The organism is Pseudomonas sp. TMW22089, from assembly GCF_022496645.1.
GTDB classification, from domain to species: domain Bacteria; phylum Pseudomonadota; class Gammaproteobacteria; order Pseudomonadales; family Pseudomonadaceae; genus Aquipseudomonas; species Aquipseudomonas paraversuta.
Genome location: NZ_SCFG01000002.1, coordinates 47,368 through 62,016, shown reverse-complemented (window position 1 = coordinate 62,016; position 14,649 = coordinate 47,368). Strand labels below are relative to the sequence as shown.

At 59.8% G+C, this 14,649-nt stretch carries 13 protein-coding genes; 5 read left to right on the top strand and 8 right to left on the bottom strand.

Translation table 11 applies throughout. From position 1 onward, the window contains the following. Positions 1 to 100 precede the first annotated feature (100 nt). From EQV90_RS02620 to EQV90_RS02600, 5 genes are all read right to left on the bottom strand, one after another. On the bottom strand, positions 101 to 325 hold the full coding sequence (locus EQV90_RS02620) for a hypothetical protein (protein WP_081481295.1): 225 nt from the start codon (positions 323 to 325) through the stop codon (positions 101 to 103). 357 nt (positions 326 to 682) lie between these two features. After that, positions 683 to 2,062: a heavy metal sensor histidine kinase gene (locus tag EQV90_RS02615; RefSeq protein ID WP_346769529.1), complete on the bottom strand. Its 1,380-nt coding sequence runs from the start codon at positions 2,060 to 2,062 to the stop codon at positions 683 to 685. After that, positions 2,055 to 2,729 (bottom strand): heavy metal response regulator transcription factor, encoded by a 675-nt coding sequence (locus tag EQV90_RS02610; protein ID WP_003443564.1) that lies wholly within the window; start codon positions 2,727 to 2,729, stop codon positions 2,055 to 2,057. The genes EQV90_RS02615 and EQV90_RS02610 overlap by 8 nt, the downstream gene beginning before the upstream one ends. Before the next feature lie 8 nt (positions 2,730 to 2,737). Continuing rightward, positions 2,738 to 5,833 carry a multidrug efflux RND transporter permease subunit gene (locus EQV90_RS02605; protein WP_003443563.1) on the bottom strand — a complete coding sequence of 1,032 codons (3,096 nt, stop codon included), beginning with the start codon at positions 5,831 to 5,833 and terminating at the stop codon, positions 2,738 to 2,740. After that, positions 5,830 to 6,984, bottom strand: coding sequence for an efflux RND transporter periplasmic adaptor subunit (locus EQV90_RS02600; RefSeq protein ID WP_161719040.1), 1,155 nt, complete (start codon positions 6,982 to 6,984; stop codon positions 5,830 to 5,832). Before EQV90_RS02600 ends, EQV90_RS02605 begins: the two co-directional genes overlap by 4 nt. A gap of 195 nt (positions 6,985 to 7,179) precedes the next feature. Here EQV90_RS02600 and EQV90_RS02595 point away from each other — a divergent pair, with 195 nt between their 5' ends. Then, entirely contained in the window at positions 7,180 to 7,521 is a 342-nt protein-coding gene (locus EQV90_RS02595; protein WP_240877726.1) for a hypothetical protein, read from the top strand. Positions 7,522 to 7,606: 85 nt separating this feature from the next. Next, entirely contained in the window at positions 7,607 to 7,852 is a 246-nt protein-coding gene (locus tag EQV90_RS02590; protein WP_029612219.1) for a hypothetical protein, read from the top strand. 9 nt (positions 7,853 to 7,861) lie between these two features. Here the strand turns inward: EQV90_RS02590 and EQV90_RS02585 are convergent, their stop codons facing one another. The 3 genes from EQV90_RS02585 to norR all read right to left on the bottom strand — a co-directional run bounded on the left by EQV90_RS02585 (position 7,862) and on the right by norR (position 10,879). Next, positions 7,862 to 8,335 carry a GNAT family N-acetyltransferase gene (locus EQV90_RS02585; RefSeq protein ID WP_240877725.1) on the bottom strand — a complete coding sequence of 158 codons (474 nt, stop codon included), beginning with the start codon at positions 8,333 to 8,335 and terminating at the stop codon, positions 7,862 to 7,864. 5 nt (positions 8,336 to 8,340) lie between these two features. Beyond that, positions 8,341 to 9,240, bottom strand: a complete 900-nt coding sequence (locus tag EQV90_RS02580) for a chemotaxis protein (protein ID WP_003443555.1) — start codon at positions 9,238 to 9,240, stop codon at positions 8,341 to 8,343. 94 nt (positions 9,241 to 9,334) lie between these two features. Then, positions 9,335 to 10,879 carry a nitric oxide reductase transcriptional regulator NorR gene (gene norR / locus EQV90_RS02575; RefSeq protein ID WP_240877724.1) on the bottom strand — a complete coding sequence of 515 codons (1,545 nt, stop codon included), beginning with the start codon at positions 10,877 to 10,879 and terminating at the stop codon, positions 9,335 to 9,337. 152 nt (positions 10,880 to 11,031) lie between these two features. Here norR and hmpA point away from each other — a divergent pair, with 152 nt between their 5' ends. From hmpA to cyoA, 3 genes are all read left to right on the top strand, one after another. Then, positions 11,032 to 12,204, top strand: coding sequence for an NO-inducible flavohemoprotein (gene hmpA, locus EQV90_RS02570; protein WP_240877723.1), 1,173 nt, complete (start codon positions 11,032 to 11,034; stop codon positions 12,202 to 12,204). A 197-nt stretch (positions 12,205 to 12,401) separates the two neighbouring features. Further along, the gene (locus EQV90_RS02565) at positions 12,402 to 12,911 is read left to right on the top strand and encodes a disulfide bond formation protein B (RefSeq protein ID WP_003443547.1); all 510 of its coding nucleotides are present in this window, start codon (positions 12,402 to 12,404) and stop codon (positions 12,909 to 12,911) included. Between the two features lie 799 nt (positions 12,912 to 13,710). Beyond that, on the top strand, positions 13,711 to 14,649 hold the full coding sequence (cyoA, locus tag EQV90_RS02560; protein ID WP_240877722.1) for a ubiquinol oxidase subunit II: 939 nt from the start codon (positions 13,711 to 13,713) through the stop codon (positions 14,647 to 14,649).

Sequence of the window (14,649 nt, the reverse complement as noted above, 5' to 3'; positions counted from 1 at the left end):
TTAAAGACCAAAAAAAAGCCGCTATGATAGCGGCTTTTGAAACAGTTAGTCACATCTGTAACGAGTGACCAACTGGGTCGGGAAGTTTTCAGGTGGCTGTTCAGCTGTCTTCAGACTCATCAGAAATGCTGTGTTTTGCCTGTGTTTGCTGGGGCTTGGCGTCGCTGTCGGGACGTGTTGCCAACTCTGTTCGAGCCTGATCAAAAGAAGCTGCGCGGGCTGCATTTTGTGCGACAAACGCGGGTGACTCTTCCGCCATGGCCATAGGCGACAACAACAAAGACGACAAAACGAAAACGCTGGCCATACCCATACTGCTGGACATTTCAAAGACCTTCTTGCTGAGCAAGTTCTGTGTGGTGTCAGCAATTTATAGCGATCCTGACCAGTGAAAAAGCCCTGTTTCATACAAGGACTTTTGCGTTTGGGGTAACAAACCCGGGGAGGTGCCGGGTAGACACATTGAGTGTTCAGGCACTGCTGAGTCTTGTGGGAGCTGGCCTAGCGATAGGATCAAGTCAGTGACACCGATGTGCCTGTATCCCCATCAAGCTGGCTCCCACAGGGCCCGGAGCTGACACATACACTATTGTGGGAGCTGGCTTGCCAGCGATGGCATCAAGTCAGTGAAACCAATGTGCCTGTATCGCCAGCAAGCTGGCTCCCACAACAGGCCCGGGCCTCAAGCCGGTAAAAACAGGCCAAAGGTATTGCGCCCTTCGGCGCTGCGCACAAAGACATCCCCGCCATGCATCTGCGCAATGGCTTTGACGATGGCCAGCCCCAGACCATGATTGGCTCCGCTGTTGTGACGCGAGGCATCCACGCGATAAAAACGCTCGAACAGCCGCGGCAGGTGCTCGTCGGCAATCGGCTCGCCCGGGTTGCTGATGCCGATGGTCACGCCCCCGGGGCTTTGATCGATCTGCACCTCAATCCGTTGTCCGGCTTCGGTGTGCTGTACGGCATTGCTCAGCAAGTTGATCAACGCCCGGCGCAGGTGGGGCTTTTCGATATTGACCTGGGCATCGCCGTTGACCTGCACCTCGACCCGCGCGTCTTCAAGAATGAACTCCAGATACTCCAGGGTCGTCGCCACTTCATCCGCCAGTGAGGCACGGGTCAGCTTGCTGGCCTTGCTGCCTTGATCGGCGCTGGCCAGAAACAGCATGTCGTTGATGATGCTGCGCAAGCGCTCCAGCTCCTCCAGGTTGGACTGCAGCACCTCAAAGTAGTGTTCGGCAGAGCGCCCCCGGGTCAGCGCCACCTGAGTCTGGCCAATCAGATTGGTCAGCGGCGAACGCAGTTCATGGGCCACGTCGGCATTGAACGACTCCAGTCGCGTATAAGCCTGCTCGACCCGCTCCAGGGTTGAATTGAAAGCGCTCACCAGTTGATCCAGTTCCGGCGGCAGTGGCGACAAGTGCAAGCGCCCGGACAGGCGTGGCGGGGCCAGTTTCAGCGCTTCTTCAGAGAGCTTGATCAAGGGTTTAAGGCCGATTCTGGCCACCCAGTAACCCAGCAGTGAGGCCAGGACCACACCAATAGATGCCAGGCTGATCAACGCCACCAGCAAGTGGTGCTGGGTCTGGCGGAAGGTTTCGGTATCGATGGCGGTCAGGAAGCGCAGGGCCGGTCGTTGTTCCTTGGCCGGGATCTGGCTGATCAACACCTTGAGCGGGTAGGTATGGCCGGGCAGATACAGGTCGCGGATCCCGGTCGGGCCCCTGGCAAACTCGCGTACCGGCGCCTCGGGATTGCCGTACTCATACTCCGGGTCGCCACTGATGGCCCAAAACCGCAGGCGCTTGTCTTCTTCACTGAGCAGCTTGAGTTTGGCGCTGATCTTGGCCCAGTGCTCGGGGGTTCCATAGCGATTGATCGAGGACTCAAGCACGCTGAAGCGCGCATCCAGCTCGGCCTCGGGCAGACGGCCGATACCCTTGTCGACCTGCTGGTACAGCGCCCAGCCGATCAGCACGAACACCAGCAGCGCCACCAGGGTGAACATCGCGCTCAAGCGCAGGGCGATGGAGTTCAGGCGACCGGGCCGCTTAAACACTGCGCCGCTCCAGTACGTATCCCATGCCGCGAATGGTGTGCAGCAGCTTGTGCTCAAAGGGGCCGTCGAGCTTGGCGCGCAGGCGTTTGATCGCGACTTCGACCACGTTGGCGTCGCTGTCGAAGTTAATGTCCCAGACCATTTCGGCGATGGAGGTTTTGGACAGAATCTCCCCCTGACGCCGCGCCAGTACGCTGAGCAGCGAGAACTCCTTGGCCGTCAGGTCCAGGCGGCTGCCGGCGCGGGTAGCCTTGCGGCTGATCAAATCTATCCACAGGTCATCGACCGTTACCTGCACCGGTTCGTGGCCGCCGCTGCGCCGGGTCAGGGCCTGCAGACGGGCTACCAGTTCCAGAAATGAAAACGGCTTGCCCAGATAATCGTCGGCGCCTTCGCGCAAGCCGCGAATCCGGTCTTCGACCCGCTCGCGGGCCGTCAGCATGATCACCGGCGTCTGCTTGCGCGCGCGCAGTGCCCGCAGCACGCCGAAGCCATCCAGGCCGGGCAGCATCACATCGAGCACGATTACGGCGTAATCGCTCTCCAGCGCCAGGTGCAAACCCTCGATCCCCTCCCGCGCAACATCCACCGTGTAGCCTTGCTCGGTCAGGCCGCGATGCAGGTAATCGGCGGTTTTTTCTTCATCTTCAATTATCAGGACTCGCATAACCCGCCTCAGTGATTCGTCGCCAGCAAGCTGACGGGTTTGGAACGCTGGAACAGTCGTTCCAGCCACAAGTATATGACCGGCGTGGTGAACAGCGTCAGCGCCTGGCTCACCAGCAACCCGCCGACCACGGCGATCCCCAGCGGCTGGCGCAGTTCGGCACCGGTGCCATAGCCGAGCATCAGCGGCAGGGCGCCGAGCAAGGCGGCGAGGGTGGTCATGATGATCGGCCGGAACCGCGTCAGGCAGGCTTCATAGATCGCTTCTTCCGGGCTTAGCCCGCGAGTGCGTTGTGCGTCGAGGGCGAAGTCGATCATCAGGATGCCGTTTTTCTTGACGATGCCGATCAGCAGTACCAGCCCGATCAGCGCCATGATCGAAAAGTCCTGGCCGCAGATCCATAGCATCACCAGCGCCCCCAGGCCTGCGGAGGGCAGGGTGGAAATGATCGTCAGCGGATGCACGAAGCTTTCGTACAGCACCCCGAGAATGATGTAGACCGCCACCAGCGCCGCCAGAATCAGCCACGGCTGGCTGGCCAGCGAGCTCTGGAAGGCTTGCGCCGCGCCCTGGAAGTTGCCGCTGATGGTGCTTGGCATGCCGATTTCATTTTTCGCCTGATTGAGCATCAGTACGGCATCGCCCAGGGCTACGCCGGGGGCAAGGTTGAATGACAGGTTGGCCGCCGGGAACATGCCGTCATGGCTGATCGACAGCGGACCACTGACTGGCGCATCGACTTTGGCCACGGCCGACAGCGGCACCATCTCGCCCGTCAGCGGCGAGCGCAGGTAGAAATAATTAAGGCTTTCGGCCTTGCCACGCTGCTGCGCGTCGACCTCCAGAATCACGTTGTACTGGTTGGTCTCGGTCTGGAACTCATTGACCTGACGCTGACCAAAGGCGTCATACAGGGCTTCGTCGACATCGGTGGCAGTCAGGCCGAAGCGGGCGGCGGCGTTCCGGTCGATGCTGATATGGGTGATGCTGCCGCCCAGTTGCAGATCGTTGGACAGGTCGCGGAATGCCGGATTGGTGCGCAGTTTTTCGGTCAGACGCTGGGTCCAGGTATTGAGCGTTGGCCCGTCATTGCTCTTGAGCACGTACTGATACTGGCTGCGGCTGGGGCCCGAGCTGAGGTTGATGTCCTGGCCGGCGCGCAGGTACAGGACGATGCCCGGGACTTTGGCCAGCTGCGGGCGAATCCGGTCGATAAATTCACTGGCCGACACATCGCGGTCGCTGCGGTCCTTGAGGGCAATCCAGAAGCGACCGTTGGCGATAGTCTGGTTGCTGCCGGTCACCCCCACCGAATGGGAGAACGCCTGCACCGCCGGGTCGGCACTGATGATGTTGGCCAGTTGCAGATGTTTTTTGCGCATGTCGGCAAATGAAATATCCGACGCCGCTTCGCTGGTACCCAGCACGAAACCTGTGTCTTGCACCGGGAAGAAGCCCTTGGGGATCAGTACGTAGCCGGCAATGGCCATCGCCAGCGTCACCGCGAAAACCCCCAGCATCAGCCGTTGGTGGGCCAGTGCCCGCTTCAGGCCCTTGTCATACAACGCCAGCAGGCGTTCACCAAAACCGGGGCGGGCATCGGCGTGGTGCACTGGCGAGCGCATGAACAGCGCCGCCAGGGTGGGCGCCAGGGTCAGGGATACCAGCACCGAAATCAAAATGGTCGAGGTCGCGGTCAGGGCGAACTCCTTGAACAGCCGACCCACCACTCCGCCCATGAACAGCAGCGGAATAAAGGCGGCCACCAGCGAAAGGCTGATCGAGACCACGGTGAAGCCAATCTCGCTGGAGCCCTTGATCGCCGCATCGCGCATGCTCTGGCCCGCTTCGAGATGACGGTGGATGTTCTCCACCACCACAATCGCATCGTCGACCACAAACCCCACGGCCACCACAATCGCCACCAGCGTCAGGTTGTTGAGGCTGAAGCCGAGCACATACATCAGGGCAAAACTGGCAATCAGCGACACCCCCAGTACCGCCGAAACGATCAGGGTTGCCGACCACTGGCGCAAAAACAGCGCCATCACTGCGATCACCAGCAGCACCGCAATCAGCAGGGTAATTTCCACTTCGTGCAGCGAGGCCCGAATGGTTTTGGTCCGGTCGCTGAGGACCGTGACTTGCACCGAAGCCGGGAGCATGGCCTGCAGGGCGGGGAGGGCGGCCTGGATGCGGTCCACCGTTTCAACAATGTTGGCCCCCGGCTGGCGCGAGATCACCAGGTTCAGCCCCGGCTGATGCCCGGACCATGCCTGCACGTAGTCGTTCTCGGAGCCGTTGATCACCCGCGCCACGTCGCGCAACTGCACCGGGGCGCCGTCCTTGTACGAGACGATCAGCTGGCCGTACTCGTCGGCATCGAACAACTGGTCGTTGGTCGACAGGGTGGAAATGCTCGAGGGGCCGTACAGTGCACCTTTGGCCAGGTTGAGGCTGGTTTGCTGAATCGCCAGGCGGATATCGGCCAGGGTCAGGCCGATGGCCGCCAGCTTGTCGGCTGAGGCCTGGACCCGGATCGCCGGACGTTGCTGGCCGGTGATGTTGATCAGGCCTACACCGTCGATCTGGCTGATCTGGCGTGCCAGCAGGGTTTCGACGTAATCGCTGAGTTCGGTGCCGGGCATCTGCATCGAGCTGATGCTCAGAATCAATACCGGGCTGTCCGCCGGGTTGACCTTCCTCCAGGTCGGCAGGGTGGGCATGTCTTTGGGCAATTTGCCGGACGCGGTATTGATTGCCGCCTGTACCTCCTGGGCAGCGGTATCGATGCTTTTATCGAGGGTGAACTGCAAGGTCAGGGTAGTGGAGCCCAACGCGCTGCTGGAGGTCATTTGGGTCATGCCGGGGATGGCGCTGAATTGCACCTCCAGCGGTGTGGCCACCGACGATGCCATGGTGTCGGGGCTGGCGCCGGGCAGTTGCGCCGACACTTGAATGGTCGGGAACTCCGCTTCGGGCAAGGGGGCGACGGGCAGCCGCGGGAAGGCGATCAGCCCCAGCAGCACCAGGGCAAAGGTCAGCAACACCGTGGCGATCGGGTGATCGACACACCAGGCTGACAGTGAACGACCGTTATTCATGGTTGCACCGCTTGGGCGCTGGTCAGCGCTGGCTCGCTCAAGACTTCAACCCGTGATCCCGGTTTGAGACGCGACTGGCCATCGCTGACCAGGGTGTCCCCCGGGTTGACGCCGCTGATGATGTTGAGTCCGCTGTCCTGATACAGCATCTGTACCGGCACGGTTTCGACCTTGTCGCCCACGATGCGATACACAAAATAATTATCCAGGCCGCGCTGCACCACCTGGGGCGGTACCACCAGTGCATTTTGCGAAACACCGGTCTGAATCTCGACATTCACCAACTGGCCGGGCCACAGGTTGTGCTCGGGGTTGTCGAACCGGGCTTTGACCTTGATCGTACCGGTGCTGGCCGACACCTGATTGTCGATCAGGCTCAGCCGGCCTTCGCCCAGTGCCGTGCCGCTGTGGCTGGAGTCGCCAAGGAAGGCTTTGACCAGGGCCGGGTCTTTGGCGCCGAGCAACTTATGCAAAGTGGGCAGGAGCTGCTGGGGGAGTGAGAACTCCACGGCAATCGGATCGATCTGGGTGACGGAAAACAGCCCCTGGGTATCACTGACCCGCAGGAAATTGCCCGGGTCGACAGCGCGAATCCCTACTCTGCCGCTTACCGGCGAGTGAATCCGGGTGTACGACAATTGCACCTGCGCCGCTGCAATCGAGGCCTGATTACCTTGTGCGGTGGCTTTGAGCTGATTGACCAGGGCCTGTTGCTGGTCGAGGGTTTGTTTGGACACGCCGTTGTCGACACTCAGCAACTGATAGCGTTTGAGGTCGATCAGGGCGACTTGCAGCTGGGCCTGGTTTTGCCCCAATTGGGCCTTGGCCTGATCGAGGCTGGCCTGGATCGAGCGGTCATCCAGGGTTGCCAGCAGGTCACCGGCCTTGACGGTCTGGCCTTCCTTGACCAGCAGTTGGGTGAGGATGCCGTCGATTTGCGGACGAATCATCACGCTGTGCAGCGACAGCACAGCGCCTATGCCGCTGACATAGTGCGGCACATCTTGCCGGGCCACCTGAACCACCCGGACCGGAACCGCCACACCGGCGGTCGATTTAACGGGGGTCGGGCGAGCCGCCCACCAGGCGCCGCAACCAATCAGGGCTACCATAAGCATGCCCAGCAGGATTTTTTTTGTTTGAGTGCGCATGCCGGGTAAACGCCGTGTACGTGGAATTAGGGGACGCTAAGGTTATAGCCGGTCAACCGGGTCAATAAAGTGACCGCAAACTGACATTACCGACAGGCAGATAAAAATAGTGTTCTGGTGGTCAAGTAAACCGCCCCGGCGTCGATAGTTCTTTAAAGGGAGCACTTACGCGTTCCCATTCAAGGGGCGGTCATCATGAAAAACCTGGCGTTGGGTTTTGCAGCTTGCTCGATTTTCCTCCTTTGTCAGCCGACTCAGGCTCAGACCCTGATCGGCAGTGGCCAGATTCAGTTCCATGGCGCTATTGTCGAGCCGGCCTACGAGCTGGGGCTGGCCAGTAATGTGGACTACGGCGAGTCCGGCCAACTGATTGAAGTCGCGCCGGGTGTGGTCATCGCCATGAATATGGCCTTGCGCAAAGGCCGTGGCAGCGAGCCTCTGTATTCCATGTCTTTCACCGAGCTGAAAAATCCGCCAAACCCCGGCGCAAACCTGTCGTCGGGGGAAAAAGGCGTGGTGACTATTTCCTACCGCTGATTGCTCCGCGGGGAAGGTCAGGCAGGTATACTGCGCGGTCTTGCGCCACCCGGCCTGATCATTTCCCCCGTATTACGGAGCTTTCATGACTACTCCTACACCAACGACCGCTCCTGATGCCGTGGGCACTGAGCAGGTTGACAGCGAAACCGGCCTCGACACCCCGAAAAAACCGGTCATTCCAGCCTTCACCTTTCCGTTCAAGCCTTCGGAGTTTGCCAAGGCCAAGGCCGAAGGTCAGGCCTACTACCAGAAAAGCGGTCTGGGCGGTCACGATAAAACCCCGGGCGCTCCGCCCCACGGTACCCGTCGCACCATGGGCAAGCGCTGATTTCAGGTTCTACAGTGCCAGCCGTTGAACCTGGCGCATGCCGTGTTTGTGGTACAGGCGCAAGGCCCGCTGATTGTGCTCCATGACTTTAAGGTCAACCCAGGCTTCATTGCGTTGCCGGAACACTGCAAACATATGGCGCAATAGCGTGCCGCCCAATCCTCGGCCCTGCTGCCGGGGATGCACCACCAAATCCTTGAGGTAGGCGCTGGTCCAGGCCTGGGCAACTGCCACCACCTCGCCTTCGAGCAGCACCACAAAGCACAGTTGCGCATCGTATTCGGCGTCATGCTGCAGGCAGTCTTGCCACTCTTGCAGCGACGGGACACTGCCCTCGCCCTGTCCGTAGCCCTGAACCAGCAAGTCATGGACGGGTTGCAGCAGCGCTTCGTTGAGCGTCACCAGAGTTACTCCCCGGGGCCACTGTACAGGCTCCGGCGGCTGGTTCAGGTCTTTGCGCAACAGCAGGCAATACGCGCTCATTGAATTCAGTAACCCTGCTCGGCAACCGTGCGCGCGGCCTTGATCAGGCACTGGGTCAGCTCCGGCGACGAGAACTTGGTCAGCACTGCGTTGGCTCCGGCCAGGCGTGCTTTTTCGCTGTTCATGGCACTGTTCAGCGAGGTGTGCAGCAGCACATAAAGATGAGCAAAGTCCGGGGTTTCGCGCACGGTGCGGGTGAAGGCATAGCCATCCATCTCGGACATTTCGATGTCTGACACCAGCACATTGATTTGCTCCGGCGTTCCCTGCAGCTCCAGAAGTCGCTCGATGGCCTCCTTGGCGCTGCGGGCCGTGTGGCAATGCAGCCCCAGGTTGCGCAAAGTAATCACCGACTGTTGCAGCGCGACCTGACTGTCATCCACCACCAGAATCCGGGCCCCGGCCAGCAGTTTGCTGTCTTCGCGGCTGAGGGCCTCGGGGAGGTCTTCGATCCGGGCGGGGGCGATGCCATGAATCACTTTTTCGATATCCAGCACCTGCACCAGCGCCCCGTCGACCTGGGTCACCCCGGTGATATAAGAGCGCTTGCCCGAACCGTAGGGTGGCGGGCGAATGTCGGTGCTCAGGCAGTGCACGATTTTGCTTACCGCCTGTACGTGAAGCCCCTGTTTGGAGCGACTGACGTCGGTGACGATCAGGCAGCCGCCGTCAGGATCAAGCAGCGGTTGTTCGCCGATGGCGCGACTGAGGTCGATCACCGCCAGGGATGCGCCGCGCAATACCGCCACCCCTTTCACGTGGGGGTGCGACTCGGGCATTTTGGTCAGCGCCGGGCAGGGAATGATTTCACTGACCTTCAGCAGATTGATTGCCATCAGCTTGCCGCTGCGCAAAGTGAACAGCAGAAGCGAAAGTGAATCTGCGCGAGCGTTGTTCGATGACATAAAAACCTTCTGGAGGGGGCAGTGATACAGGGTTATCGACCTGGAACCGGAATTCTGTAATCGCCGCAGCCCCGTTCCTCGTCAGCGACTACGTTTATTTCAACCCCAGCCGCCTGGCCATCCGCCCGAGGTTGGCCCGGTCCAGCCCCAGCTCCCGGGCCGCACTGGCCCAGTTATGTTGATGGCGTTCAAGGCAGGCACTGATGAGCTGGCGCTGATAATTTTCGGTGGCCAGGCGCAAGTCACCCACGGTGTCCGGTACGGCCTCAGGCTTGGCCATTGCCGGAACAACAGTGGTTGTGGGCAACTGCAGATCGGCCGCGGTCAATGTCAGGATCCGTGGCCGCGGATGGCAGCGGCCCAAGGCCTTGAGCGCGCTGCGACCAATCAGGTGCTCCAGTTCGCGCACGTTGCCCGGCCAGTCGTAATGCAGCAGGGCGGCCTGGGCGTCCGCGCTCAGACGCAAGCTGCCAAGACCCATACGTGAACGGTTCTGCTCCAGAAAAAAACCGCTTAACAGCAGCACATCACGGCCGCGCTCACGCAGGGCGGGGACCTTGAGCGGGTAAACGCTCAGGCGATGATAAAAGTCGGCGCGGTAACGGCCGGCACGCACTTCTTCTGCAAGATCACGGTTGGTGGCTGCGATCAGCCGCACATCAACCTGATGCTCCTGATCCGAGCCCAGGCGCTGCAACTGTCCGCTTTGCAGCACCCGCAGTAGCTTGGCCTGCACCGTCAGGGACAGCTCGCCCACCTCATCCAGAAACAGGGTGCCACCATTGGCCAGCTCGAACTTGCCCCGTCGATCATGGGTTGCGCCGGTAAAGGCACCACGCACATGGCCGAACAGCTCGCTCTCCACCAGGGTGTCGGGCAGGGCGGCGCAATTGAGGCTGATCAGCGGCTTTTCAGCCCGGGGCGAAGCGGCGTGAATAGCCTGGGCCACCAGCTCCTTGCCGACCCCGGTTTCACCGGTGATCAGCACGGTCAGATCGCTGCCGCCCACCAGAGCGATTTCTTCGAGCAGGTGTTTGTGGGCTTTGCTTTGCCCTATCAGTTCTTTATTCGGGGTGCCGTGGGCCTGTCGATAGAGCTCGGCTTTTTGCTGCTCGTCTTCAACCCGTAACGCCAGACGCTCGATGCGCCGGGCCACGTTGACCGTGGCGGCGGCCAGGCTGGCAAAGGCTTGCAGGTCGTCCAGATCGATGGGTTCGAAGCGCTTGGGGTCAAGTGCATCGAGGGTCAGCAATCCCCACGGCCGCTCTTCGACAAACAGCGGGCAGCCCATGCAGTCGTGCACTTCGAGGTGCTCGGCCAGTCCGTCGACCAGGCCGTCATAGGGGTCGGGCAGCTCGCAGTTGCCGGGAAAGCGCGTTGGCCCCGGACTGCTGAGCAGCGCTTCAAAGCGCGGGTGTTCACTGATTCGGAAACGTCGGCCCAGGGTGTCGAGACTCAAGCCGTCAACGGCCAGCGGCACCAGCCATTCGCCGTCCAGCCGCAACAGGGCCGCAGCGTCGCAGGGCAACACGGCGCGCAGCGCTTGCAGCAGGCGGCGAAAGCGTTCGCTGTCCGGCAGATCCCGGGACAGGTCGGCCACCAGCGGCAGCAGGGCAGTGAGTAGGGGTTTTGCAGTCATTTTGACCTCATCTAGTCGATATGACTCTAAATCAGGGTGAGTCAAAATGACAATAATGTTTTTATCTTATTGATTTTAAAGGTTTTTATACTTGGCACGAATACTGATAAGTAAAGGGTAATAGTCAAGTCTATGTACTCAGGAGTCACCCTATGCTTACTGCCCAGGACCGTGCCATCGTCAAATCCACCGTGCCATTGCTCGAAAGCGGCGGTGAGGCCTTGATCACCCACTTCTACCGCATGATGCTCGCGGAACATCCCGAAGTCCGCTCGATGTTCAATCAGGCCAACCAGGCCAGTGGTGACCAGCCGCGGGCGCTGGCCACCGGGGTTTTGATGTATGCACGGCACATCGATCAGCTAGACCAGCTGGGCGATCTGGTGGCCCGCATCATCAACAAGCATGTTGCTCTGCAAATTCTCCCCGAGCATTACCCGATCGTCGGCAGCTGCCTGCTGCGGGCCATCGAAGAAGTACTGGGCAGCGACATTGCTACTGCCCAGGTTCTGGCGGCCTGGGGCGCAGCCTACAACCAGCTGGCCGATATCCTGATCGGTGCCGAGGCTGCAATTTACGACGAACAGGCCGCTGCGCCCGGCGGCTGGAGAGGCGGGCGTGAGTTCAAGCTGGTGTCCCGGGTTGAAGAGAGCTCGGAAATCACCTCGTTCTACTTCCGTCCGGTGGATCAACAGGCGATTCTTGATTGCGCCCCCGGCCAGTACATAGGCCTCAAGCTGATCATCGATGGTGAGGAAGTGCGTCGCAACTACTCACTGTCGGCCCTGGCCCGGGTCGGACGCTATCGCATCAGCGTCAAACGCGAGGCCGGTGGTGTGGTCTCGAACTTCCTGCATGACCGGCTGCAAGTCGGCGACACCCTGGAACTGTTCCCGCCGGCAGGCGAGTTCACCCTGACCCACAGCGAAAAACCGCTGGTATTGATCAGTGGCGGCGTGGGTATTACCCCGACCCTGCCGATGCTGGAAGCCGCGCTGGCCACCCGGCGCCCGATCCACTTTATCCACTGCGCGCGCAATGCCGATGTGCATGCATTCCGTACCTGGGTCGACGAGCTGGCAGCGCAGCACCCGCAGTTGCAGCGCTTCTACTGTTACGCCGAGCAGCATGCTGCGGCGGATCATGTCGGCCTGTTGACCGAAGACGTGCTGGCGCAGTGGTTGCCTGCCGATCGCGACGTGGATGCCTACTTCCTGGGGCCTAAAGGTTTCATGGGCGCGGTCAAGCGTCAGCTCAAGGCCCTGGGCGTGCCCCAGAGCCAAAGCCGCTACGAGTTCTTTGGCCCGGCAGCTGACCTGCAATAACCCTGGAATCGCGAAAACCTGCGGGAGCGAGCATTTGCTCTTGAAACAGCTCACTCCTGCAGGGTGTCAGGGCGGGGCGGGGGCTTAACACTGGATTAATCTGCCTGCGCCACCGTCGCCGCTCCGTTCAGATACCTCCAGGCCGCAGGTCTGGGTGTAAACTGCGGGTTTTACACACTCAGGCTAAGGGAAGCGGGATGACGGAAGACATGATGCGATTGGGCCCGGAAAAGCGCTTTCTGGTCTTGTTGGGGCTGATCTGCCTGGCACTGATCGGCGGCGCGCTGTACATGCAAATCGTGCTCGGTGAGGCCCCTTGCCCACTGTGCATCCTGCAACGCTATGCGTTGCTGCTGATCGCGATCTTTGCCTTTATTGGCGCGGCGATGCCGACCCGGCGCAGCATGACGGTGTTTGAAGTGCTGGTGGTGCTCAGTGCCATTGGCGGAATCGTCGCTGCTGCACGCCACGTCTTTATTCTGGCCAACCCGGCGGTGAGCTGCGGGCTTGATGTGCTGCAACCGATCGTCGATGGCCTGCCCCTGGCGAGCATTTTCCCGCTGGGCTTTCAGGTCGACGGGTTCTGCTCCACGCCATACCCGCCGGTGCTGGGCCTGTCCCTGGCGCAATGGGCGCTGGTGGCCTTTGTGCTGACCGCGGTTCTGGTACCCCTGGGGATTTATCGCAATCGCAACAAGGCCGTTTGAATTAAACCTGCGCCGCCCCGTACTTCGGTCTTGAAGTGCGGGGCGTTTTTTGTCGCCGCTCAAATGTCAACAGCCTGTGATGAAGCCCCGCAAACAGGGGGTGCGACACTGCGACATATTGTCACGGATAAGTGGTCGCAGCCTGTGGCCGGAACTGATTCAGCGCTGAAAAAACCCTGCGCCGGGTACAACTGGCAACCGTTGATTTTCTGAGCGCGGGGGGGCTTGAAAAGGTCCCTTGGTGGCTCCATGAAAATCGCCTGTAGCCCTTTTTATTTGGGCGTTCAGGCGGGTTGGCAGTCATGGGGGCATGCGCTAAAAAGGGGCGCGTATCGACTGTGGCAATGACGTGCTACATGCCGCCGCAAAGGAGGTTTTCCGGCTCGCAGCGTAACAATAAGTAGGGATTGTTACCGTAGTCGAGAAGAATTATTTCTGGATGAGACATGGTTTATAGGGAGCTACCTAACTACAATCGCCCGCACTGAACGTCCAGCCTGCTCGTCCCTGAGCCCAAGCGGGAAGTTGAAGGGCGACTGGGCAGTTCATGACAGGCGTCCCATGCGACTCCCAGGTACTGGCAACCCTTCTAAGTTCCGCACCAAATGGAATTGGTCTGTAACAAGGCCATTGACCACGTATCGAATAAGAAACCACTGCTAACCCGGAATTTGCCTATCTGCCTGATGGTGATAGAGCAGGGCGACATGCAATTCCGGAAAAGAGCCAACCCTTGGCAGGGCGAAGTGTTGGCGAAAAAAACCAACTGCATTGTGCAAGCTGTTTTAGAGGTCGTGAGATGACTAAAAAAAGGTACACCAGACTCCTTGGCTTATTGCCACTTTTCGGCACGTTGCTGCTGGGAGGTTGCAATTGGACATTGCTCAATCCGGTGGGGCAGGTCGGGATCGAAGAGAAAAATCTGATCATCACCGCAACACTGCTGATGCTTCTGGTCGTGGTTCCGGTCATTGCGATGACTTTTATCTTCGCCTGGAAATACCGTGCGTCGAACACCAAGGCGACCTACGCACCAAAATGGTCTCACTCCACCAAGATCGAAGTCGTGATCTGGACTGTACCTATCCTGATCATCATCGCCCTGGGCATCCTGACCTACAAGTCGACCCACGCGCTGGATCCATATCGTCCGCTCGAATCTGACGTCAAGCCGATTACCATCGAAGTGGTGGCAATGGACTGGAAGTGGCTGTTCATCTACCCGGAACAGGGTATCGCCACTGTCAACAAGATCGTGTTCCCGGCTAACACTCCGGTTAACTTCCGCGTCACTTCCGACACGGTCATGAACTCGTTCTTCATTCCAGGCCTGGGCGGTCAGATCTACGCCATGGCCGGTATGACCACCAAGCTGCACTTGATTGCCAACCACAACGCTGAGCTGGAGGGCATTTCTGCCAACTACAGCGGCGCTGGTTTCACGGGCATGAAATTCAAAGCGATCGCGACTTCTCAGGCTGACTTTGATGCCTGGGTAAGTGAAGTCAAAGCATCACCTAAACAGCTTGAACAAGCTGAATACGAAGCTCTGTCCAAGCCAAGTCAGAACAACCCCGTTGAGCTCTACTCCTCGTTCACCCCGAACCTGTTTCAGAAAATCGTCGACAAGTACGAAGGTATGAATCCAGGCAAGCCGGTGAAACACGAGAAGAAAGAAGTGGCCGGGACCGATGGGTTGGACACGAGTTCGAATTCAGCTGCCGGGGCAGAGGAGTAA